Raw genomic sequence first — 22714 nt, 5'->3', positions numbered from 1 at the left:
GCTAGTGGCAGGGGAAGCCGAGCAGATGGCGGGCGTCATGCACGAACTCGTGAACGTGCATATCGCTACCGAAGATCGACACCGCACCCTGGTCGATGCCGATGAAGTAATAGGCGAGCAGCCCGAAGAGGGTGGTCACGCTCAACCACAGCGCAGCCTGGGGAATCGACACCGCAACCGGATGGCTGGCGGACGTTGTGTGTGCCATGTTGCTCCTTTTCGGGATACCGCGTCCCGGGTCCGATCGTCGTCTTCTGGAATCGACAGGTCGGGGTCTGACTTTTACAGTGGCGCGACCGTCCTGGGATCACACCAGGTTCCCGTCCTGTCGAAGGACGAACTGAGCTTAGTCGACGCGGCTGGTCTGCGCGTTCGAGTGATAGTTTTGGCCTCGCGTTGGTTTCTCCACGAGCACAAAGAAGCGCTCCTGGAGATCGCAAGAGGGAATCCGGTGTGAATCCGGAACTGCCCCGCAGCGGTATGTGGAAACGACAGCGGCACTAGAAGCACTGGGTTAAGCCCCGGGAAGCGGCCGCCGGTAGGTGAGGCTCGTAGATGAGCCTCGAGTCCACGAGTCCGAAGACCTGCCAACGCGGCCGCACCTCCTGGTGCGGTCATTCGCCAGTGCCGAGGGCCCGCCTGGTGGGTAATGCCTACGTGGCGTATCCGTCATGCCCGAAGTGTCGGCGACCCGACGACACAGGAAGATCGATGCTCGCAGCACAGCGCGGACGGCCGGTGTTCCTGGCTGCGGTCGGCGGTCTGGCAGCGCTACTGCTGCTGTCGGTGACGGCACTCGCCTTCGGCACCGCCGACGTGCCATGGCGCGACTGTCTGCATTTCCTCTGGGCGGGTGCGACCGGCGGCTCGGTGCCGGCCGCCGACGCCGCGAACTACCGAATCGTTGTCGAGTCCCGGCTGCCGCGGGTGATTCTCGCGATCCTCGTCGGTGCGGGGCTGGCCGTGGTGGGTGTGCTCGTGCAGGCCATGGTCCGCAACGCACTGGCCGATCCGTACGTTCTGGGCATCTCCTCGGGCGCCTCGGTGGGGGCCACCGCGGTCGTGGTCTACGGAGTACTCGGCACCCTCGGCGTGTACGCACTCTCACTTTCGGCCTCATTGGGGGCGCTCGCAGCAACCGCGCTTGTCTACCAAATCGCCCGTACCCCACAGGGTCTGATACCTCTGCGGCTGGTACTGGTGGGCACTGCGGTGGGGTATGGCCTGTCCGCGGTGACAACCGTGCTGGTGTTCTTGGCGCCGAACGGCGAAGCGGCGCGCAGTGTGATGTTCTGGCTGCTCGGCAGCTTGGGGGCGTCGTCATGGGACAAGGTGCCGGTAGCGCTCGCGGCGACCGTGATCGGCTTCCTGTGCGTTGCAGGGCTCGCACGCCAGCTCAACGCCCTCGCCATGGGTGACGAGGTGAGCGCGTCGCTGGGTTTGCACGCCGGCCGCTTCAGGGTGGCGCTGTTCGTGCTGTCCGCCGCCATGACCGGATGTTTTGTATCCATCTGCGGAGCAATCGGATTCGTGGGGCTGGTCATTCCACACGCGGCGCGGTTGCTGGTCGGGGCGGATCATCGGCGGGTCTTGATCGTGGCTCCGGTGCTGGGCGCATGCTTCCTTGTGGCCGCCGACCTCGTTGCACGGACCGCGATTCCGCCGCAAGAACTGCCCCTGGGGGCGATCACGGCGGCAGTCGGAGTACCCGTCTTCGTCGGGTTGATGCGTCGCCGTGCGATGTCCGCAGGAGCGGTGGGCTGATGGACGTCACCTACCGGAATGTCTCGGTCGATATCGGGGGTACTCGGATCGTTTCCGACATCGACCTCGAGATCGGGGCCGGTGGATTTGTCGGCATCGTCGGCCCCAACGGCAGTGGTAAGTCGACGACCCTGCGCTGCCTCTATCGCGCCCTTGCCCCGGCCACCGGTGACGTCACGGTCAGTGGCGTGTCGGTGCGGGCAATCAGCATGCGGGAGAACGCTCGTCAGGTGGCGGCACTCACCCAGGACATGTCCTTGGACTTTGATTTCACGTCCGCCGAAGTCATCGCCACCGGCCGGCTACCGCACGGCACGTCCCTGCGCGGCACCTCCGAACTGGACCGCCGCATCTGCGCGGAGGCCACCGAGACGGCGGACGTGACGGCCCTCGCCCACCGCAAGTTCAGTTCCCTCTCGGGTGGCGAACGTCAGCGAGTTCTCATAGCCCGTGCTCTCGCACAACAGCCGCGCGTCCTGGTGCTAGACGAGCCGACGAATCATCTGGATGTGCGCCATCAATACTCGATACTCAGTTCGGCTCGGACACTGGGTATTACCGTCATCGCCGCACTACACGATCTCAATCTCGCGGCACAGTACTGCGACACGATCCACATCATGGCCAAGGGACACGTGGTGCTGTCGGGATCACCCGACGAGGTGATCACCACCGAGTCCATCGGCCGCTGGTTCGGCATCGGTTGCCACGTCATCGCCCATCCACGAAGCGGCGTCCCACAGATCATCTTCGATGCTCAGCCAGAGAGGCAGGATAAGGAATGAAGGCACTCACCGGTTTGGCGGTCGCGATGTCGTTACTGTCGGCAAGCTGCGCGACCATCGAGGCACAAAGCCCCGGAACGGCGCGGGTGGCCGTCGAGAACTGCGGTGCACCACTGGACGTTTCGGTGCCAGTCACCCGAGCCGTCAGCAATGACACCGGGGTTACCGAACTCCTGTTCGCGCTCGGCCTGCAGGACCGGATGGCCGGCTACTTCATCGACGCCGGACAGGATCGAGACGTCGAAAGCTCGCCATGGAAGGCACAGTTCGAATCCACCACAAATCTGGGCCAAGGATTCACCCGTGAAGCCGTGCAAGCCGCCCGCCCCGACCTCGTGTTCGCCGGGTGGAGCTACGGATTCAACGAAACCTCCGGCCTCACCCCCGATTGGGTGCGTTCCATCGGGTCGGTGCCCTATCAGTTGACCGAGGCATGCCGCCAGCCCGGAACCGTGCGGCGCGGTATCAAGCCTCCCCTCGATGCCCTCTATGAGGACCTGACCAATCTGGGGGTCATCTTCGGGGTACAGGACCGCGCCGCATCGCTGATCACCAACTACCGCAAGAACATCGACGACGTACAGTCCCGTGTTCCGCACGGCCGGCCACCCGCACGCGTCTTTCTGTATGACAGCGGCGAGGCAGAGCCATTCACCTCGGGCAAGAACGCCGCGCCACAACAGATCATCGAGAAGGCCGGCGGTCGCAACGTCTTCGCAGACCTCAACGACAGCTGGACTACCTCCGCGTGGGAAACCGCCGCCCAGCGCGATCCGCAGGTGATCATCATCTGCGACTACGGGGTGGGCCCGAACAACACGGCGAACGCAAAGATCAACCTGCTCAAGACGCAGCCCCTCATGAAGCACACCCAAGCGGTCCGCGACGGGAACTTCCTCGTGCTGCCGTACGCCGCGCTGGTCGAGGGGCCGCGTAACCCGGACGCCATCGTCACTCTTGCGAACTATCTGCGCGACAAGGGATTCTGACGAACGTCGACGGCTGCGGCTGGGGTGACTTCATGAGCTCGCTAGCCTCTCTAGGCCTGATGGTGCCGCCATCGCTCCCACCGGAGCGACTCCCTGACATCGCGCGTGCCGCCGATGCCGCCGGACTCGACCAGCTGTGGGTCTGCGAGGACTGCTTCGCCACCACATCGATCGCATACGCCGCCCTGGCGCTGGCAGCCACCGATCGAATAAGTGTGGGTACCGGCTTCCTGTCGGCGCCGGTGCGCAACGTCGTGACGGCGGCGATGGACTACAGCATCCTGGCCCGCAACTTCCCCGGCAGAGTGTTACCGGGGATCGGGCACGGCTGGCAGCCACATATGGCACAGATCGGCGCCAAGGTCGACTCGCCCCTGACCTTGCTCGAGGAGTACGTGGTCGCATTGCGAGATCTTTTGGCAGGCAAGGAGGTCAATTCCTCCGGACGGTATGTGCGGCTGAATCAGGTCCGGCTGGACTGGCCGCCCGCGGAACCATTGCCCATCATGATCGGCGCGAACGGTCCCCGCTCGCTGCGGCTGGCCAGCCGTCTGGGCGATGGCACGTTGTTGACCAGCATGGTTCCCGCCGAGAGCATCGCCGCGCACCGCGCTCTCATCGATCCCGGCCCAGATCACCGAATCTTTCTGAGCCGCACCATCAGTGTCGGCCCCGGAGCCGCCCAGCTCATCGCCAGCGACCCGGGCCATTATCCCGGGATATCCTTTGACTCCGGGTATCGGCGGCAACGCCGATGAGGTCGCCGGACAGCTGCTCGCGTTACGCGACCTAGGGGTCACAGACTTCATCGCATCCCCCACCGGAAACGAGCCCGATCTTCTCGGATACATCCACAGCCTGGGGCAAGAACTAAGGCCCCTGCTGCGAAACTGATACGTCGAGCAACAGCTTTGCCGAGAGCCTGCATGGGATCGTTGAGGTGTGATGCACATTCATATCGATCGTCAGAGTGTCGCGATGGGCGATGACGTCGAATCACATGCTGAAGTGTGGAAGTTCGGAGACGACGCGCGGCTTGGGGATGTACTGGTTCGCATCATCGATCAACATTTCCTCGCCTCTGTTGCAGGCGAGGTGGCATGGAAGGTATTCGCTCAGAACGGTTCCGCCACCGACTCATTCGACAAGGAGAAGCTGCGACGCCTCGGCTACCGGGCCGGAAAACCGGCCGAGATGGCGATGTTGTTTGTCGCCGAATCTCGCTCGGTTCAAGTCAGCTGGACCAATCACATGACTGGTGCGCGCGCTCTCATCGCCGACGAGGTGATCCCGCATAGTCCCGGCGAATATCACTTCTACGTCGACTATGTGTCGGGAGGGCGGGCCGTTCCCTTCGTGGAGTTCCGCGACTGGATACAGCTGTCCGATGACGAGTACTGGGCCCAGATAAAAGCCACACGGGCGCGGTTGTACCCGCAGTTCTACGACGAGAACGGAGAGCCGCGACAGTGAGGCTGAGCCTGACAGCGCCAGCTGAGGTCACCGCGAGACGGGCTCCCGTACCGATGGAACCGAGTCTTGTGGTTGGGCGGTCGGTCGTGATACCCGGCGCGCGGCGACGTAGACAATGAGCGCGAAGGCGACGGCTATCGGTCCGGGTGCACCCACCATCCCACCCGCGATGACTGCGTCCGGTGCCGTGTACACCGGCGCACTGACCAGGACAGTCAGGCAGGCCGCGACGGGAGCGCTCGCCACACCGCACAGCAGCCAACGCCAGCGCTGTTCGCGCGCACCGTCATCGCGCACGCGAGCGTGCCACACACCGGTAAGAGTGATCACGATGGCGATCCACACCGGTACCACGTGGTAGGCAGCCAGCGAGCGCGGAATGGAATCGGGCAGGCGCGACGCCAGCGCGGCGTAGCCGGCCGACCCCAGTACTGCCACTCCCACGATCCATGCGTATGTCGAAGACGCGGAACTCGGCACACAAACCCTCGCCCTGACAGGCTGCGTCAACACGAAGGCGGCTGCGGCGCCGAAAGGGGCTGCGACGCCAAGCACTATGGCGCTGGCACCGAGGTTGGTCAGCAGATCATGCTGGGGGACGATCGGCTGCAGACCGATCCACAGCACCCTGAGCAGTGGTGCCGTCATCATCAACGCGATGCCGTAACCCATCCACGCGCGGTGGGTGATCACGTCGCGATTCCGGATCGCGTACAACGCGAACCACGAACTACCCAAGGTGCCCAGCGCCAATGCCCACAGCTGCAGATCGAAGGCCCGGCCGATGAAGTGTCCGACATACGGTGCTGCCACCAGGAAGATGATCGCCGTCAACATGCTGACGCTCATCAACGCCAGGTAGGCCCTACCCATCCATCGATGCGCGGCCGGATACCGGGAACGCAGTCCAGTAGAGAATTGAAACATCGCCAACCCCAAGGCGATAGCGCCCAGGGTGGTGTGCACCGCCATCACGGTTCGATGCTGGGCGTAGTCGACGTGGCGGACTGCCTCAACCGAGCCCTCTCCCACGGCGTAGGCGTGGCCATTGATCAGGGTGTTCAACCCGTCCTGCAGCCGGGGCGCCCCGGGAAAAAACAGCGGCCAGGTGTAATTGACGGCCAGCGGGATGTACAGGATGGCCACCGCCGCCGTCGCGACGTAGAACACTCGCGATATCGAGAGCTCTTTTGTTTCAGGCATTTTCACTCAGTCGGATAATCGGGATGGTGCGGCCAGACGCCGCGGCGCGCACCCGGTAGTCGGCGAACAGAGGGTAGATCCGGTCGGCCAAGCTCCACAACCGGATTCGCTCAGACTCCTCCGCTACCTCAGTTGCCGTCATGGACTGCCCATCGCCGACTGTGACCGCCGGGTGCGTCGTGAGGTTGTAGTACCAGGACGGATTGCTCTCCCTGCCGTAACTGGAGGCAATCACGATGACATCCGCGCCGTCGTTGAAATACAGCACCGCGTTGCTCCGCGCCCGCCCAGTCTTAGCTCCCCTGGTGGTGAGCAGTGTGGACGGCAGTATCAAGGCCATACCCACACGTCCACCCGAGATCGTCAGCAGCCACGGGTCCGCCTTCGGTGCGATGTTGATCGCAGTCCAGCGCCCCACACGAGTCCCCAGGAAGGCGACGTAAGCACGCCGCGCCGGCGCGGCGCGTTCGGTGGGATCAACCCGCCGGAGCGTTGTGGACGTCATGGGCGAGAAGTTTAGAGTCAGACTCTAAATTAAGCAATGGGGGCAACACCCCAGGTCAGTAGCTCACGCGCTTGCACCAGACAGTCCTCCACCTCCTGCGCGGTGAGCCGAGCACCGTCCTCTCGCAGCGCCAGCGCGGCCACCCCGTTCCATGCGCCAAACAGAAAGTACGAGAGCAATCGGCTGTCCAGCGGGCGGATCTCACCACTGTCCACCGCAGCTTGGATGCGCTCCTCGAAGGCCGTCCGCAGCGCGGCGACAGGCTCGGCGACCTCCTCGTCGAAGGGGTTGGCCGGTCCACCGATCGCGTTCAAAGACAGATACCGCGTCAAGGCCGGGTGATCGATCAGGAGTCGCATATAGGCCAGCCCTGCCTGCCGCACCTGTTCGAATGCCGTTCCCTCACTTGAGTAAGCGGCGGTTAGCTCAGCCATCGACATCTCGAGCAGGCGCTGTATGACCGCCGACACCAGCGCATCCTTCGTACCGAAATGGACGTATACCGAAGCCGGAGAGATGCCCGCCACCTCGGCAACGTCCTCCATGCGCACAGCATCGGCCGAACGCTGTGACAACAGGCTCTCCGCAGCATTCAACAACGCTGTGCGAGTGCGTATCCGACGACGCTCACCCCGCGCCGACGGCTCAGAACTGATGTCCATTCCCCGACCCTACGCAGCTCACCCGGAAACGCCGAACGCCCGGCCGCCGCGTGATGCGGCAACCGGGCGTTCGAACAGAACCGACTACTCCGAGGCGGAGGCCGCCAAGTCTGCGGCGGGCTCTTCGCCGGTGACCAGTGCGGGCTTCGGACGGCCGACGAAGGTGAACTTCGCGTCCTCGCCGGCACCCTCGCCGTCCCAGCCTTCGACGTCGACCGTGACCAGCTCGCCGGGACCGACCTCGTTGAAGAGGATCTTCTCCGAAAGGGTGTCCTCGATCTCGCGCTGGATGGTCCGACGCAGCGGCCGCGCACCCAACACCGGATCGAACCCACGCTTGGCCAGCAGCGCCTTGGCCTTGTCGGAGAGCTCCATCGCCATGTCCTTGGCCTTGAGCTGCTTGCCCACCCGTCCGATCATCAGATCGACCATCTCGATGATCTGTTCCTGCGTCAGCTGCTCGAAGACGATGATGTCATCGATGCGGTTCAGGAACTCAGGCCGGAAGTGCTTCTTGAGCTCGTCGTTGACCTTCTGCTTCATCCGCTCGTAGTTCGAGCCACCGCCGCCCTCGGAGAACCCGAGACCCACGGCCTTCGAGATGTCCGAAGTGCCCAGGTTAGAGGTGAAGATCAGCACCGTGTTCTTGAAATCGACTGTGCGACCCTGGCCGTCGGTAAGACGTCCGTCCTCGAGGACCTGCAACAGGGTGTTGTAGATCTCCTGGTGAGCCTTCTCGATCTCGTCGAACAGCACGACGCTGAACGGCTTGCGACGCACCTTCTCGGTGAGCTGGCCACCCTCCTCGTATCCGACGTATCCCGGAGGAGCACCGAAAAGCCTTGAAGCGGTGAAACGGTCGTGGAACTCACCCATGTCGATCTGGATGAGCGCGTCGTCGTCGCCGAACAGGAAGTTGGCCAGCGCCTTGGACAGTTCGGTCTTGCCGACACCGGACGGGCCGGCGAAGATGAACGAACCCGAGGGGCGCCGCGGGTCCTTCAGACCTGCACGCGTACGGCGGATAGCCTTCGAGACAGCCTTGACGGCGTCTTCCTGGCCGATGATCCGCTTGTGCAGTTCATCCTCCATGCGCAGCAGCCGAGTGGTTTCCTCCTCGGTCAACTTGAACACCGGGATACCGGTCCAGTTACCCAGCACCTCGGCGATCTGCTCATCATCGACCTCGGCCACAACATCCAGATCACCTGAACGCCACTGCTTTTCGCGATCTGCCCGCTGCGCGACCAGTTGCTTCTCGGAGTCGCGCAGTCGCGCGGCCTTCTCGAAATCCTGGGCGTCGATCGCCGACTCCTTCTCCCGGCGCGCATCGGCGATCTTCTCGTCGAACTCGCGCAGGTCTGGCGGAGCGGTCATCCGGCGGATGCGCATGCGAGCACCGGCCTCATCGATCAGGTCGATCGCCTTGTCCGGCAAGAACCGGTCGTTGATGTACCGGTCGGCCAGAGTGGCCGCCGCGACCAGCGCGCCGTCGGTGATGGACACCCGGTGGTGCGCCTCATAGCGGTCACGCAGACCCTTGAGGATCTCGATGGTGTGCTCAACGGTCGGCTCACCCACCTGCACCGGTTGGAAACGGCGCTCCAGTGCGGCGTCCTTCTCGATGTACTTGCGGTACTCGTCGAGGGTGGTCGCACCGATCGTCTGCAGCTCGCCACGGGCCAGCTTGGGCTTGAGGATGGAGGCCGCATCGATCGCGCCCTCGGCCGCGCCCGCCCCGACCAGCGTGTGCAGCTCATCGATGAACAGGATGATGTCGCCGCGGGTGTTGATCTCCTTGAGCACCTTCTTGAGGCGTTCCTCGAAGTCACCGCGATAGCGGCTGCCGGCCACCAGGGACCCGAGGTCCAGGGTGTACAGCTGCTTGTTCTTCAGGGTCTCGGGCACCTCACCGTGCACGATGGCCTGTGCCAGGCCCTCGACAACGGCGGTCTTGCCGACACCGGGCTCACCGATAAGCACCGGGTTGTTCTTGGTGCGCCGGCTCAGCACCTGCATGACCCGCTCGATTTCCTTTTCCCGGCCGATGACCGGGTCAAGCTTGCCTTCCATGGCGGCGGCGGTCAGGTTGCGGCCGAACTGGTCGAGAACCAGGGAGGTCGACGGAGTTCCAGCCTCGCCACCACGGCCGCCGGTACCGGATTCGGTGGTCTCCTTACCCTGGTAGCCGCTCAGCAACTGGATGACCTGCTGACGCACCCGGGTCAGCTCGGCACCCAGCTTGACGAGCACCTGAGCCGCGACGCCTTCACCTTCACGGATGAGGCCCAGCAGGATGTGCTCGGTGCCGATGTAGTTGTGGCCGAGCTGCAGCGCCTCGCGCAGGCTCAGTTCCAGCACCTTCTTGGCGCGCGGCGTGAAGGGGATGTGCCCGGACGGTGCCTGCTGCCCCTGGCCGATGATTTCCTCGACCTGGCTGCGCACCCCTTCCAGGGAAATACCCAGCGACTCCAGCGACTTGGCGGCGACGCCCTCGCCCTCGTGAATCAGACCCAGCAGGATGTGCTCGGTGCCGATGTAGTTGTGATTGAGCATGCGGGCCTCTTCTTGGGCCAGCACGACCACCCGCCGTGCGCGGTCAGTGAATCTCTCGAACATCGGTCTCCCTCGCTTCCTCGTCCGGCCTTTGCGCAAGCGGTTCATCGTGCCGCTCGGGGCTCCCCCCAAACGGCTCATCCCCGCTGGCACTAGGACCTAATCGCCACTCTAGTGGTCGGCCGTAGTCGGCGCGGTGCTCGCATACCTGGAGATGGCTCCCGGGTACTCAGCGGAACCCGTCGGAACCCGGAGGAACCGTCCCCAAAAATGCGAATCACCGCACCCGGCGGTGCTTGTTAGGCAACCGAACAACGCCAGATGCGGTGAAAACGTTTCCGATTTTGATCCGACTTCGCCGTAAGCGAAATTCCCGGGGGACCCGCAAGTCGACGGGTTTAGGCGGAGGTCTTAGTTGGCGGCCTTAGTTGGCGGCGTTGAACGCGTCGACAACTTCGGCGGGAATGCGGCCACGTGAGGACACATTGTGACCGTTCTTGCGCGCCCACTCACGGATCGCGGCACTCTGCTCACGATCGATGCTCGCGCGACCGCGACCCGACCCCGAACTCCCCCGGCCACGACGGCGCCCACTGACGCGACGAGCATGTTCGACCCATGTAGTGAGCTGATTACGCAGCTTCTCTGCATTCTTAGAAGAAAGGTCGATCTCGTAAGTCACGCCGTCAATACCGAATTCAACGGTCTCGTCGGCTGGCGCCTCGCCATCGACGTCATCGACAAGCGTAACCGTGACCTTCTTAGCCATTCCCTTTGTCCTTCCAAAAGCGGAACCCCCGTTGGTCCACTTCAAACATGCCACGGATTGCCGCAAAGTTCAACATACGCGCAAGGCTGCGCGTGTTCCACTCAAGGCAAGCGATTCACTACACGCATAGTTGACTCATAGTTGAAAAGCGAGACAAAAATTCGAACGTGTAGATCAAAGCGTAGGTCGGACGATCGGAAACAAGATCGTCTCGCGAATTCCCAGTCCGGTAAGTGCCATCAACAACCGGTCGATACCCATGCCGGTTCCCGCCGCCGGAGGCATTGCGTGTTCCATCGCACTGAGGAAATCCTCGTCGAGGCTCATCGCCTCATCATCACCAGCTGCGGCCAAACGAGCCTGGTCAACGAACCTTTCACGCTGAATCACGGGATCGATCAACTCCGAGTATCCAGTTGCCAATTCGAAGCCTCGAACATACAAATCCCACTTCTCGGTCACGCCGGAGATGCTTCGGTGCTGACGAGTCAGTGGCGACGTCTCAACTGGGAAATCTCTGACAAACGTCGGTGCGTACATTTTGTCACCGACCTGGTGCTCCCACAGTTCTTCGATGAGTTTTCCGTGGCCGTAGCCGCGGTCGGTGGGAATCTCTGCGCCCACTCGCTCCGCGATCTTCCATAGCGTGGCAATCGGCGTATCAGGGGTGATCTCCTCGCCAAGAGCTTCCGACAACGACGGATACATTTCCATCGTCGTCCACTCACCGTCCAAGTCGTAGGTCGACCCGTCGGGCAACGCCACCTGCCTGGTACCCATTGCGTCGTCCGCTACCTCCTGTATGAGCTCGCGAATCATTGTTGCAGCGGTGTCGTATGTGCCGTACGTCTCATATGTTTCCAGCATCACGAATTCGGGAGAATGCGTCGAATCTGATCCCTCATTTCGAAAAACTCTGTTGAGCTCAAAAATCTTGTCGAAGCCGCCGACGAGCGCTCTTTTCAGGAAAAGTTCCGGTGCAATACGCAGATACAGGTCGATATCGAGCGCGTTGGAATGCGTAATGAACGGTCGGGCCGCAGCACCTCCGGCGAGGGTCTGCAGGATCGGCGTCTCCAACTCCAGGAATTCCCGTCGGTGCAGAGCATCACGAACGGCGCGCATCACCGCGACACGCTGCCGCGCAATCTGACGCGCCTCGGGCCGCACGATGAGATCCACATATCGCTGGCGCACTCTGGTCTCTTCGGACATCTCCTTGTGAGCAACGGGAAGCGGACGCAACGACTTGGAAGCCATCTGCCAGCTGTCCGCCAAGACGCTCAGTTCGCCTCGGCGTGAGCTGATGACCTCTCCTTGTACGAACACGATGTCGCCGAGGTCCACGTCGGTCTTCCAGTCGGCCAGAGCCTGCTCACCGACGCCGGCGAGGCTGATCATCACCTGCAATGAGGTGCCCTCGCCCTCCTGCAGCGTCGCGAAACACAGCTTGCCGGTATTGCGGGAGAAGATGACACGACCCGACACACCCACCTGATCACCCGTGCTGGTGTCCGTCTCCAGGTCCACGTACGCATCGCGAACCTGCTTGAGGCTGTGGGTTCGGGGTACCTCCACCGGATACGGTTGAACACCCTCGGCGAGCAGCTTCTCGCGCTTGGCCTGCCGGATGCGAAATTGTTCCGGCAAGCTGGTCTGCGCGTCAGGATCAGTCACGTCTCGGCAGCTTAGCGGTAGTGCTTCTCCGAGACTGTTTCGCCGATTCTGACGTCTGAGAATTCTATTTCGCCGAGCGGGGCTTACCGCGCTGGTCAGCCCGGTTGCGCTCGTACACCAGTCGCAAACCGTCGAGGGTGAGGTGCGCCTCGTAGCGGTCGACGGTATGGGTCTCGGGGAGGATCAACGGGGCCGTGTGACCGGTGGCCACCACCGTGGCACCGGCGCCGCCAAAGCCTTCGATATCCCGACGCACCCGCTCGACGAGCCCGTCCACCAACCCCGCGAATCCGAAAACCGCCCCCGCCTGCATGCACTCGACTGTGTTCTTGCCGACGACGGAACGCGGCCGCGTCAGCTCCACCCGCCGCAGGGCCGCACTGCGGGCGGCTGCGGCATCGGAGGACACCTGCACACCCGGCGCGATGGCCCCTCCCAGGAATTCACCCTTGGCCGACACCACATCCACACAGATCGAGGATCCAAAGTCCACCACGATGCATGCCGAACCAAATCTATTGTGTGCGGCAAGGCAATTCACTATTCGGTCGGCGCCGACTTCTTTCGGGTTGTCGACGAGCAGCGGCAGGCCCGTACGCACGCCCGGCTCGATGAGGACCTGCGGAACAGCCGACCAGTACTGATCGAACATTCCCCGCATTTCGTGCAACACAGAGGGCACGGTGGACAGTGCCGCGACGCCGGTCAGCGTCTCGCTGTCATCGCCGATCAGTCCGTCGATGGTGAGGGCCAGCTCATCAGCGGTGATCTCGGGTTCCGTGCGAATCCGCCAGTGCTGAACGACCTTGGCATGCTCGCCGGTGCCCGATACCAACCCGAGGACGGTATGGGTGTTACGTACGTCGATGGCCAGCAGCACGGCTACACCAGACCGCGGGGCGATACCAGACCGAAGTTCTCGGGTACGTAGGCCGGGTCGCCGGAGTGCTCGCCCAGCTCAACCTGCTTGTTGTCCGAGTCGACGAACACCACGCGCGGCGTGAAGGCGCGTGCCTCCTCATCACTCATCACACCGTAGGCGATGATGATCACGAGATCCCCAGGATGTACCAGATGTGCTGCGGCACCGTTGATCCCGATGACGCCACTGCCACGCGTGCCGGTGATCGCGTACGTCTCCAGCCGAGCACCGTTGTCGATATCGACGATGGTGACCTGCTCGCCCTCGAGCAAGTCGGCGGCCTCCATGAGATCGGGATCGATGGTGACCGAACCTACGTAATGCAGATCGGCATGCGTCACCGTGGCGCGATGGATCTTCGATTTCATCATCGTGCGGAACATCATTGTCCTCCAGTCAGTTTCGCCAGGGCAGTGCGTGATCGGGGTCCGCAGGTCCGGAGGAGTCGATTCCGCCGCCCAATTCCAACGGAACGTTGTCCAGTAACCGGGTGGTACCGAGCTTGGCAGCCACCAGCATGCGGCCGGGTCCTTGTGCGGGTGCGGGGCCCAGATCGGCGCCGCGCACCTCCAGGTAATCCACCTCGATCGCCGGCACCGCATCGAGTACCGCGCGGGCCGCGTCCAGTGCGGATTCCGAACCGGCCGGGGCTGAATAGATTCCGGCAAGTAAAGCAGCCGACAGCGCGCCGGCCTGCTCGCGGTGCTCCTCGCTCAGGTAGACATTCCGCGAGGACATCGCCAGCCCGTCCGCCTCACGGACAATCGGTATCGGAACGATGCGCGTCTTGAGGTTGAGATCGGCGACCATTTGCCTTATGAGCACCAGCTGCTGGTAGTCCTTCTCACCGAAGTACGCCTGGTCGGGAGCAACGATCTGCAGCAGCTTGAGCACAACCGTCAGCATCCCAGCGAAATGCGTTGGACGCGAGGCGCCCTCAAGTTCGGTACCAAGCGGTCCCGGCTGGACGGTGGTGCGCTGCCCATGGGGATACATCGCCTCCGCATTCGGAGCGAACACCAGCTCGACACCCTCGCCACGTAGCTTTTCGACATCCGATTCCAGGGTACGTGGGTAAGCATCGAGATCCTCACCGGCGCCGAACTGTAAGGGGTTGACAAAGATCGACACCACGACCACCGCACCGGGCACCTTCCGGGCATGCCGAACCAGCGTCAGATGGCCCTCATGCAGCGCACCCATGGTCGGCACCAACATGATCCGGCGTCCGGTATGCCGCAATGCTTTCGACACGTCATACATTGTGTCGGGATCATGGTGAACGGTCAGTTCTCCACTGAGGTAGCCCTTCGGCCCCTTCGGTCCATACAAACTCGTCATCAAGCAGCCCTACCTAGTCCGGGGTTCCAGTGCGGCGAAAACCGATTGGGGCGCGTGCGCCCGCTGCGCAGTACGTCGAGCATCGGCGCGGTAGGCCTCGGCCAGCGCCGGATCCGCCTCGGTAAGCGCATCGAGGTGGCGCTCGATGGCGGCGCCGTCTCCCCGCGCCACCGGGCCCGTCAGAGCCGACTGCCCGCGGTCCAGCGCATTGGTGACGGCGGCACGTATCAAAGGCGCCAGCATCCGTTCGGGCAACCCGCCTGGTCCATCACCAATGATCTCCTGCCCCAACAGTTCCTGACCCCACAGCGCCGATCGCAGCGCCTCAACCGCATCCAGCACCAGCGTCATCACGTGGTTGCTTCCGTGCGCCAGGGCGGCGTGATAGAGAGTGCGGGCGTCCTCGCGCACTCGCACCGGCTCCCCGCCTATCTCCAGCACCAGCGCCGTACCGATCGCGTAGCCGATCTCGTCGGCCGCGGTAATTCCAAAGCAGGCATTGGGAAGTCGTTCAATGTCCTCATCACCGCCCGCGAAGGTCATGGCCGGATGGATGGCCAGCGGCACACACCCGAGGGCAGTCAACGGCTCAAGGATCGCGATGCCGTTGGCGCCCGAGGTATGCACCACAATGGTTCCGGGCCGTACCGAACCGGTAGTGGCGAGCCCCGAGACCAAGGCCCCCAGTTCGTGATCCGGTACCGCAAGGATCAAGAGCTCGGCACGCGGAGCGACCTCTTGGGCGGACAGGACCTGACTTTCCGGCAGGCGTTCCTCGGCACGCCGACGCGAGGCATCAGACACCGCACTGCATGCGACAACGAAATGGCCCGCCGCCTCCAGCGCGACACCGATGGCGGTACCCACTCGGCCTGCCGAGATGATCCCGACAGCCAGACGCGCGGGCCGCAAGCCATCGAGTGGCCCATCGGCTTGGCCATCGACATTGAAAGCCTCAGACATGCTGAACGAGACACCTCGCAGACTAGATACGTTCCAGTCCTGCCTGGCAGGTACCGGACGGTCATCAGCAGGCTAATCCCACCGAGGCGCTACCGGCAGGGCTCTGAGCCGTTAGATTGCTCACTTTCGCGCACGGTGACGAAATCCGCCGAAGTCAGTCCTCGCGGCGCCGACGTCGGCCGCCACCGGACTCTGAGGACTCCGAGGGATCTTCTTGGAGACGTCCCAGCAGGTCGGCGACCGAGAAGCCGCCCGTTTCCTCGACCCGGCGCCGGCCGCGCGACTCTTCCGATTCCTCGGGTTCCGGGGCCCGCCGTCGACCGCGCGGCTCGTCGGATTCCTCGGGTTCTGGGGCCCGGCGGCGTCCGCGCTTCTCCTCAGGTTCTGGCGCCCGGTGACCCCCGGAGCTCTCCGGATAATTCGACGGTTCCGGGGCGGGCGGAGGCGGCGGGTAGGACGGCTCGGGCGCCCAGTGCCCACCACCGGCATTCTCGGGCGCGGCCGGGGCCTGGTGCCGTGACGGCGATCCAGAATGACGCCCTACGACGGGCTCTGCCTGGTAAGGACCTGGAGCGGGTACGGGTTCGTTGGAGGCCCAATTGCTTCCGGTGGTGCCGGGGGGCAACCACTGGCCTTCGGCGGGTGCCGGAGACCAGACACTCGGAGGCGGCGGAGGCGGGGCGTTCCACTCCGGGGCGGGCGCGTTCCACACGGGCTGGGGGGCAGCCTGCGCTGGAGGCACGATGGGCTGGGGCGTCGGATCCCAATCCTCACCGTCGGCGGCAGCATCCCAATCCTCTTGTTTGGCAGCCCAATACGCTTGCTGCACAGATTCCGCGGCGGGCGGTGCGGCCGAAACCGCAGGTTCATGCTCCGGCGCCGGGGGCTGGGCAACATGCGGCTCTGGCTGCGGGCGCCAATGCGTACCGGATGAGACCGGCTGTTGATACGGCTCGGGCTCGTGAGGTTGCGCGGCACCGTAATACGGAGGCGCCGGATACGGCGGCGTGGGAGGTGCTTCCTGCTCATCGACATGATGAGGATCTTCGGCGACATCGATGATCGGGTACTCCGATGTCCGGTTGTCCTCTTCGACCGCCGTCACGTCCTGGTACTCGGCGGTCGGCGCGGGTTGCGGCTCGCGGACTGAGTGAGTGAATGCGGCAGCCGGTGCGCCTACATTCGGTGCGGGCTCGGGCTCGGCTCCCGGCCAGGGCCCCAACGCGCGAATCGGGTCATGCTCGATCGCCGGACGCTCACTGAGCTCGGTGTTGAAAAGGATCTCCAGATTGGTGCGCAGCGCGGCGAGCTCAGCGCGCAGGGTGGCGATCTCGTCGGTAGCCTGCGCCTCGATCTCCCCTGCCAGCTGCTGGCGCAATCTGCTCTCAACCGTCAGCTCGTACTCGCGGCGCGCCGAAATCTCCCGCTCCAACTGCAGGTCGTACACGAGTTTCTGGTCGCGCACCTTCGCCTGGTCGGTATCGCTCTGCCGACGGTAGGTCAGCGCGGCGAATGACGCGATGACCGCAGCCCACAACGCCAGCAACAAGCCGACGCGTAAATAGATGGCCTTATCGGTGAAAACCAGGGCAATCCCGGACCCGATCGCCAGCACCAGCAACGCGGTCAGCAACGCCCACCCGGGGCGACGGCTGCCACGCCGAGGCTTCGCCGCTCGGGTCGGAATCGTCATGGGGGTGACTGTACCCGGACAGTGCAGTGTGCTGGCCGACCTCGAATCGGCGATTCGACATGGGCGGGTGCTATCGGGCGGGGCTCGCGGGCGGGTCGGGTGGCGACTTACAGCAATGCTGTAGCCACAGCCCCGCGACCACGAGCGCCAGCGCACAACCGGTGGCGATCAACACGCCGAGTGTGTCCGCCGCCGCCGCGGCCAGTTGCGCGCGCCGCGGCAGGATGTAGACCAGCATCGCCAGCCACCATCCCGTCATCAGCGTGCCGAGCCATGCCGAGGCCTTCGCGACCACCACCGAACGTGCCACCACAAGCGCCGGCAAACGTCCCGTGCCAACCCCGATCTCACCGTCGGTGACCTTGTTGCGGATATAGAACGCCCAGCCGCCCTCGGCGATCGCGAGAACCAGCAGCGAAACACCCGCAAGCAGGGGGATCGGCGGCAAGGAACCGTAGGCCGCCGAAACAAAGAAGAAGCCGAGGACGGCTGTGGCGGCGCCGCCCAGCAGTAGCTCACGGATGCGAGTGGGCCCCATTACGCCGCCGGACCAGTCAGGGTGTCATCCACGCGTCGGACGCCATCGCGTTCGGCTTCGGCTAGACCTTCCACCAGATCGGCAACCGGACGGAGCCGCCCCTCGACGGTCAGTACAGCCTCCGGATCAAGCGCCAGCCACGGCACCAGTACGAAGGCGCGCTCGTGCGCGCGGGGATGCGGCAGTGTGAGCTCCACATCCTCGGAGAGAATCTCGATGGCCGCCGCGGTGTCGTCGACATCCTGTCTGCAGCTGATCACGTCAACGTCGAGAGTTCGCGGGCCCCAACGTTCCACACGTACTCGCTGCGCAGACTGCTCTAGGCGATGCGCCACCTCGAGCCACTCCCTCGGCTCACGCCCCCGCGCGATGACCACGGCATTGAAGTAGTCAGACTGCGGAACCGGTCCCCACGGTGCGGTTTGATACACCGGGGAGACCCCGATCACATCCGCGCCCAGCGCGTCGACAACCAATTGCAGGTGCGCGAGCCTGTCACCGAGATTGGATCCGATAGACAGCACCGCGCGGGTCACTGCGGCGATCCCCCGGGCCGCGATCTCCGGGAACGGCGGGCCACCACCGCAACATCACTGAACGTCAACGGAATTGGCGCATCGGGTTTGTGCACCACCGCTTCCACAGCATGCACCCTGGCATCGGTCATCACATCGTCGGCGATCGCACCGGCAACCGATTCGATGAGATTGCGCGGCGGACCGGACACGATCGCGGCCGCCCGCTGAGCCAGTTCCCCGTAGTCGAGCGTGTCGGTCAGCTGATCCGTGGCCGCCGCGGTATCAAGGTCCAGCCAGACGGTGATGTCTACCGAGAACTCTTGGCCGTCGCGGCGCTCATGCTCGAAAACTCCGTGGTATCCAAATACTTTCAGGCCGCGCAACTCGATGCGGTCGGTCATTTCGAGCCACCCTTGGTACCGCGCTGGGCAACCTCACGACGCCACTTACCGCCCGCGGTCTTACTGGGTTCGGGCCGAACGGTCCGCACGGTCACCTCCATGGTCACCTCGTCCTGGGCGATATCGGCGGCGGGAGTGGGTTCGGGCTCGATCTGCTGCTCCGGCAGGTGTTCGCGACCCTCTTCCTCGTCCTCTTCGATGGTCTCTACACCGCCGGTCTCCCAGGCGCGCACCACCTTCAGTGCGTCCATGGATGCTGTGACGTCGTGAACACGTACACCCCATACCTCATGAAGCGCACCGAGCGCGGTGATGACGGCGGTTGCGGTTTCACGCCCATCGGCCGGACGCTCCACGCCCTTGAGGTCGGTGAGTAAAGAACCCAGGAATCGTTTCCGGGAGGCGCCGATGAGAATCGGGTAACCCAGCTCCTGTAGGTCCGGAATCGCTTGGAGTAAAAGCCAATTGTGACGGGCTGTCTTGGCGAAGCCAAGACCCGGGTCAAGGATCAGCTTGTCCTGAGAAACCCCAGCCTTGAGCGCGACCTCTACCGACTCCATGAGCTCTCGCGATACATCGACAACCACGTCGCCGTAGTTTTTCGCACTCGGCGTGTGTATGAAATCTTTTGAGCGCCAATGCATCAGAATCCATGGCAAGCCCAGACTCGCCATCAGAGGGGCCATCTCCGGATCTGCCCGGCCGCCCGAGACATCGTTGACCATATTCGCGCCCGCCTCCACCGCGGCCGCCACGACCTCAGCGCGCATGGTGTCAACACTGACGTTGATCCCATGGCTGGCAAGCTCTTTGATCACCGGGATGACCCGCTGCATTTCAATCTTCTGCCTGATCGGCGTCGCACCCGGCCGCGTCGACTGTCCACCGACGTCGATAATGTCGGCGCCGGCAGACGCAAGCGCCAGCCCGTGCGCCACCGCGTCCGATTGCTTGACGAATTGCCCACCGTCAGAGAAGGAGTCGTCGGTGACGTTGACGACTCCCAGAATATGGGTCAGTGCGGGGGTGTCCGTCACGCCGGCGATCATGCCCTCATCATCAGGTCGAGAACCTCGGCCCGCGAGGCGGCGTCACTCTTGAACTGGCCCCGCACCGCGGAGGTGGTTGTTGTCGCCCCGGGCTTGCGCACACCACGCATGGCCATACACAAATGCTCGGCTTCGACCACGACGATCACGCCGCGCGGCTCCAACTTGCGCACCAGCGCGTCGGCGATCTGCGCCGTCAACCGCTCCTGCACCTGAGGTCGTTTTGCGTAAAGATCAACCAGCCGAGCAATTTTCGATAGTCCGGTAACCCGGCCATGCTTGCCGGGGATGTACCCGACGTGTGCAACACCGTGAAACGACACCAGGTGATGTTCACATGTCGAATACATCGGTATCGATTTCACCAGCACCAACTCGTCGTGCTGTTCGTCAAAGGTGGTGTTCAACACCGTGTCCGGGTCGGTGTAGAGACCGGCGAATATCTCCTTGTATGCGCGCGCCACACGGGCGGGCGTGTCCACCAGCCCATGCCGGTCGGGGTCCTCACCAACCGCTAAGAGCAGCTCACGGACCGCCGCCTCGGCACGCGCCTGGTCGAAGACGTGACCTGCCGGCTGGCCGTTACGCTCGGCCGTCTCGGGCGAGTTCATATCAGCTCTTGCTCTCGCTGCCCTCATCCGGAGCCGGCTGCTGATGCGGAGTCGGCACCGGATACGGGTAGGGCTGCGGGACATGCGGTGGGTATGGAGCGTGTCCCTGCGGCGGATAACCCGGCTGCGGGTACGGAGGCTGCCCCTGGGGAGGCCAGCCGGGTGCGTACCAGCCCGCGGGTGCGCCGTAGTTGGTACCCGACGGTTGACCCGGATGGCTTCCTGGCGGAACCGGTTGACCGCCTTGACCATTCGGTACAGACGGCGCGCCATTCGTGGGCACCGCAGCGGCCGCTTGCTCGGCGATGGCCTTCTTGAACGCGGGCTCGGGGACCGGAGGAGGCCAGGGTTCACCACGTTCGATGGCGAGCTCACCCGGAGTCTTGATGGGGGGCTTATCGGACGGAATCCGGCCTCCGAAGTCGTCGAACATGGTCAATCGTGGACGACGCTGCACGTCCTTGAAGATCTCCTCCAGATCCTTGCGGACCACGGTTTCCTTCTCCAGCAGCTCACCGGCCAACGTGTCCAGCACATCTCGGTACTCGGTGAGGATGGCCCACGCCTCGGTATGCGCGGCTTCGATGAGATTGCGCACCTCCTCATCGATTTCGCGAGCAACCTCATGGGAGTAGTCCGGCTGCGTGCCCATGGTTCGTCCCAGGAAAGGGTCGCCGTGTTCGGTGCCGTAGCGCACGGCGCCGAGCTTGGCGCTCATGCCGAACTCCGTGACCATGGCGCGAGCCTTCTTGGTGGCCTGCTCGATATCGGACACCGCGCCGGTGGTCGGCTCGCGGAACACGAGTTCCTCGGCGGCACGGCCGCCCATGGCGAACACCAGCTGCGCAATCATCTCGGACCTGGTGGCCAGACCCTTGTCGTCCTCGGGTACCGCGATGGCATGCCCGCCCGTGCGCCCGCGCGCCAGGATGGTGACCTTGTACACCCGCTCGATATCCGGCATCGCCCACGCCGCCAGGGTGTGCCCGGCCTCGTGATAGGCGGTGATTTTCTTTTCGTGCTCGCTGATGATGCGCCCCTTGCGGCGCGGACCGCCGACAACCCGGTCGACGGATTCCTCCAGCGCCGCGGCAGTGATGACGGTGCCGTTCTCACGTGCGGTGAGCAGCGCGGCCTCGTTGATGACATTGGCCAGGTCGGCACCGGACATGCCCACGGTGCGCTTGGCCAACCCGTCGAAGTCGACGTCCGGACCGAACGGCTTGCCCGCAGAATGGACCTTGAGCACGGCCTTGCGACCGGCCAGATCGGGGCTCGACACCGGGATCTGCCGGTCAAAACGACCGGGGCGCAGTAGCGCCGGGTCAAGGATGTCGGGACGGTTGGTCGCGGCGATGAGGATGACGCCCTGCCGGTCGCCGAAGCCGTCCATCTCGACCAACAGCTGGTTGAGGGTCTGCTCGCGCTCGTCGTGCCCGCCTCCCAGACCCGCACCGCGCTGCCGGCCCACGGCGTCGATCTCGTCGACGAAGATGATGCAGGGGCTGTTCTGCTTGGCCTGCTCAAACAGGTCACGTACGCGCGAAGCACCCACGCCCACAAACATTTCCACGAAATCCGAACCGGAGATGGTGAAGAACGGCACTCCGGCCTCGCCGGAGACCGCGCGGGCCAGCAGCGTCTTACCGGTACCCGGCGGGCCATAGAGCAGCACACCGCGCGGGATCTTCGCCCCGAGCGCCTGATACCGCGACGGGTTCTGCAGGAAATCCTTGATCTCGTAGAGCTCTTCCACAGCCTCGTCGACCCCGGCCACGTCGGCGAAGGTCGTCTTCGGCATGTCTTTGGACAGCTGCTTGGCCCGTGACTTACCGAAACCGAAGCCCATGCCACGTCCACCGGACTGCATGCGGCTGAACGCGAAGAACAGCACCACCAGCAGGATCACCGGCAGTAGGTACAGCAGCAGCGATCCCAGGATGCTGCCCTGGTTCACCGTCGTACTGACGGCCGCGCCCTTGCCGTTCAGCTTCTCCAGCAGCGGCACTCCGTACCCGGTCGGGTACTTGGTGATGACCTTGTCCTTGCCCTCGGTATCACCGTTGCCGGACTTGAGGTCCAGTCGCAGCTGCTGCTCACGGTCGTCGATGCGAGCGCTCTTGACGTTGTCGGTGTCGATCTGCTTGATCGCGACCGTGGTGTCCACGGGTTTGTAACCTCGGGTGTCGTCGCCGAAGTAGAAGAACGACCACCCCAGCAGCAGCACCACCACGATGACGCCCAGGGTGCGAAACACGTTTGTCCGGTTCATACAGCGTCGGCCGCGGTCAGCGG

24 protein-coding genes and 1 riboswitch are annotated in these 22714 nt (G+C 63.9%); of the genes, 6 read left to right on the top strand and 18 right to left on the bottom strand.

What is annotated here, in order from left to right; translation table 11 throughout:
- Position 1: 1 nt before the first annotated feature.
- Positions 2-208 (bottom strand): CbtB domain-containing protein, encoded by a 207-nt coding sequence (locus tag MSTE_RS02530; RefSeq protein WP_030095805.1) that lies wholly within the window; start codon positions 206-208, stop codon positions 2-4.
- A 172-nt stretch (positions 209-380) separates the two neighbouring features.
- Positions 381-606: riboswitch (cobalamin riboswitch) on the top strand.
- A 105-nt stretch (positions 607-711) separates the two neighbouring features.
- Between MSTE_RS02530 and MSTE_RS02525 the strand changes: the two genes are divergently transcribed.
- Genes MSTE_RS02525 through MSTE_RS02505 form a run of 6 tightly spaced genes read left to right on the top strand, consistent with a single transcriptional unit; the run spans position 712 to position 5011 of the window.
- Positions 712-1764, top strand: a complete 1053-nt coding sequence (locus tag MSTE_RS02525) for a FecCD family ABC transporter permease (RefSeq protein ID WP_096498721.1) — start codon at positions 712-714, stop codon at positions 1762-1764.
- Positions 1764-2549, top strand: a complete 786-nt coding sequence (locus MSTE_RS02520; protein ID WP_096498719.1) for an ABC transporter ATP-binding protein — start codon at positions 1764-1766, stop codon at positions 2547-2549. The genes MSTE_RS02525 and MSTE_RS02520 overlap by 1 nt, the downstream gene beginning before the upstream one ends.
- Positions 2546-3538, top strand: a complete 993-nt coding sequence (locus tag MSTE_RS02515) for an ABC transporter substrate-binding protein (protein WP_096498717.1) — start codon at positions 2546-2548, stop codon at positions 3536-3538. The genes MSTE_RS02520 and MSTE_RS02515 overlap by 4 nt, the downstream gene beginning before the upstream one ends.
- A gap of 32 nt (positions 3539-3570) precedes the next feature.
- Entirely contained in the window at positions 3571-4296 is a 726-nt protein-coding gene (locus MSTE_RS02510; protein WP_096498715.1) for an LLM class flavin-dependent oxidoreductase, read from the top strand.
- Entirely contained in the window at positions 4265-4432 is a 168-nt protein-coding gene (locus tag MSTE_RS24885) for a hypothetical protein (protein WP_157997614.1), read from the top strand. The genes MSTE_RS02510 and MSTE_RS24885 overlap by 32 nt, the downstream gene beginning before the upstream one ends.
- Positions 4433-4480: 48 nt before the next feature.
- Positions 4481-5011, top strand: coding sequence for a hypothetical protein (locus MSTE_RS02505; protein WP_157997613.1), 531 nt, complete (start codon positions 4481-4483; stop codon positions 5009-5011).
- Positions 5012-5038: 27 nt separating this feature from the next.
- On the opposite strand, the gene MSTE_RS02500 is transcribed toward MSTE_RS02505, so the two are convergent.
- The 17 genes from MSTE_RS02500 to ftsH all read right to left on the bottom strand — a co-directional run bounded on the left by MSTE_RS02500 (position 5039) and on the right by ftsH (position 22691).
- Positions 5039-6214 carry a DUF2306 domain-containing protein gene (locus MSTE_RS02500; RefSeq protein ID WP_096498711.1) on the bottom strand — a complete coding sequence of 392 codons (1176 nt, stop codon included), beginning with the start codon at positions 6212-6214 and terminating at the stop codon, positions 5039-5041.
- Complete coding sequence (locus MSTE_RS02495; protein ID WP_096498709.1) at positions 6207-6719, bottom strand: nitroreductase/quinone reductase family protein; 513 nt, start codon at positions 6717-6719, stop codon at positions 6207-6209. Before MSTE_RS02495 ends, MSTE_RS02500 begins: the two co-directional genes overlap by 8 nt.
- Positions 6720-6748: 29 nt before the next feature.
- A complete protein-coding gene (locus MSTE_RS02490; RefSeq protein WP_096498707.1) occupies positions 6749-7381 on the bottom strand; it encodes a TetR/AcrR family transcriptional regulator in 633 nt (210 codons plus the stop codon).
- Between the two features lie 84 nt (positions 7382-7465).
- Entirely contained in the window at positions 7466-10000 is a 2535-nt protein-coding gene (clpC1, locus tag MSTE_RS02485) for an ATP-dependent protease ATP-binding subunit ClpC (RefSeq protein ID WP_096498705.1), read from the bottom strand.
- 361 nt (positions 10001-10361) lie between these two features.
- On the bottom strand, positions 10362-10706 hold the full coding sequence (gene lsr2, locus MSTE_RS02480) for a histone-like nucleoid-structuring protein Lsr2 (protein WP_030095813.1): 345 nt from the start codon (positions 10704-10706) through the stop codon (positions 10362-10364).
- Between the two features lie 174 nt (positions 10707-10880).
- A complete protein-coding gene (gene lysS / locus MSTE_RS02475; protein WP_096498703.1) occupies positions 10881-12383 on the bottom strand; it encodes a lysine--tRNA ligase in 1503 nt (500 codons plus the stop codon).
- Positions 12384-12447: 64 nt separating this feature from the next.
- Positions 12448-13263 carry a type III pantothenate kinase gene (locus MSTE_RS02470; protein ID WP_096498701.1) on the bottom strand — a complete coding sequence of 272 codons (816 nt, stop codon included), beginning with the start codon at positions 13261-13263 and terminating at the stop codon, positions 12448-12450.
- 2 nt (positions 13264-13265) lie between these two features.
- Complete coding sequence (gene panD, locus MSTE_RS02465; RefSeq protein ID WP_046255464.1) at positions 13266-13688, bottom strand: aspartate 1-decarboxylase; 423 nt, start codon at positions 13686-13688, stop codon at positions 13266-13268.
- A gap of 13 nt (positions 13689-13701) precedes the next feature.
- A complete protein-coding gene (gene panC, locus MSTE_RS02460) occupies positions 13702-14646 on the bottom strand; it encodes a pantoate--beta-alanine ligase (protein ID WP_096498697.1) in 945 nt (314 codons plus the stop codon).
- Between the two features lie 9 nt (positions 14647-14655).
- On the bottom strand, positions 14656-15609 hold the full coding sequence (locus MSTE_RS02455; RefSeq protein ID WP_096498695.1) for a Rossmann-like and DUF2520 domain-containing protein: 954 nt from the start codon (positions 15607-15609) through the stop codon (positions 14656-14658).
- A 154-nt stretch (positions 15610-15763) separates the two neighbouring features.
- Entirely contained in the window at positions 15764-17302 is a 1539-nt protein-coding gene (locus MSTE_RS02450; RefSeq protein ID WP_096498693.1) for a DUF6779 domain-containing protein, read from the bottom strand.
- A gap of 70 nt (positions 17303-17372) precedes the next feature.
- A complete protein-coding gene (locus MSTE_RS02445) occupies positions 17373-17840 on the bottom strand; it encodes a DUF3180 domain-containing protein (protein ID WP_096498691.1) in 468 nt (155 codons plus the stop codon).
- On the bottom strand, positions 17840-18376 hold the full coding sequence (folK, locus tag MSTE_RS02440) for a 2-amino-4-hydroxy-6-hydroxymethyldihydropteridine diphosphokinase (RefSeq protein WP_096498689.1): 537 nt from the start codon (positions 18374-18376) through the stop codon (positions 17840-17842). The genes MSTE_RS02445 and folK overlap by 1 nt, the downstream gene beginning before the upstream one ends.
- Positions 18373-18759, bottom strand: a complete 387-nt coding sequence (gene folB, locus MSTE_RS02435; protein WP_096498687.1) for a dihydroneopterin aldolase — start codon at positions 18757-18759, stop codon at positions 18373-18375. Before folB ends, folK begins: the two co-directional genes overlap by 4 nt.
- Positions 18756-19808 carry a dihydropteroate synthase gene (folP, locus tag MSTE_RS02430; RefSeq protein WP_096498685.1) on the bottom strand — a complete coding sequence of 351 codons (1053 nt, stop codon included), beginning with the start codon at positions 19806-19808 and terminating at the stop codon, positions 18756-18758. The genes folB and folP overlap by 4 nt, the downstream gene beginning before the upstream one ends.
- Complete coding sequence (gene folE, locus MSTE_RS02425; RefSeq protein ID WP_030095824.1) at positions 19805-20419, bottom strand: GTP cyclohydrolase I FolE; 615 nt, start codon at positions 20417-20419, stop codon at positions 19805-19807. Before folE ends, folP begins: the two co-directional genes overlap by 4 nt.
- A gap of 1 nt (position 20420) precedes the next feature.
- A complete protein-coding gene (gene ftsH / locus MSTE_RS02420; protein ID WP_096498683.1) occupies positions 20421-22691 on the bottom strand; it encodes an ATP-dependent zinc metalloprotease FtsH in 2271 nt (756 codons plus the stop codon).
- Positions 22692-22714 lie beyond the last annotated feature (23 nt).

The sequence above is a fragment of the [Mycobacterium] stephanolepidis genome (genome assembly GCF_002356335.1).
GTDB lineage: Bacteria > Actinomycetota > Actinomycetes > Mycobacteriales > Mycobacteriaceae > Mycobacterium > Mycobacterium stephanolepidis.
The sequence above is the reverse complement of the archived record's forward strand: the minus strand, read 5'-3'. Positions and strand labels throughout refer to the sequence as shown.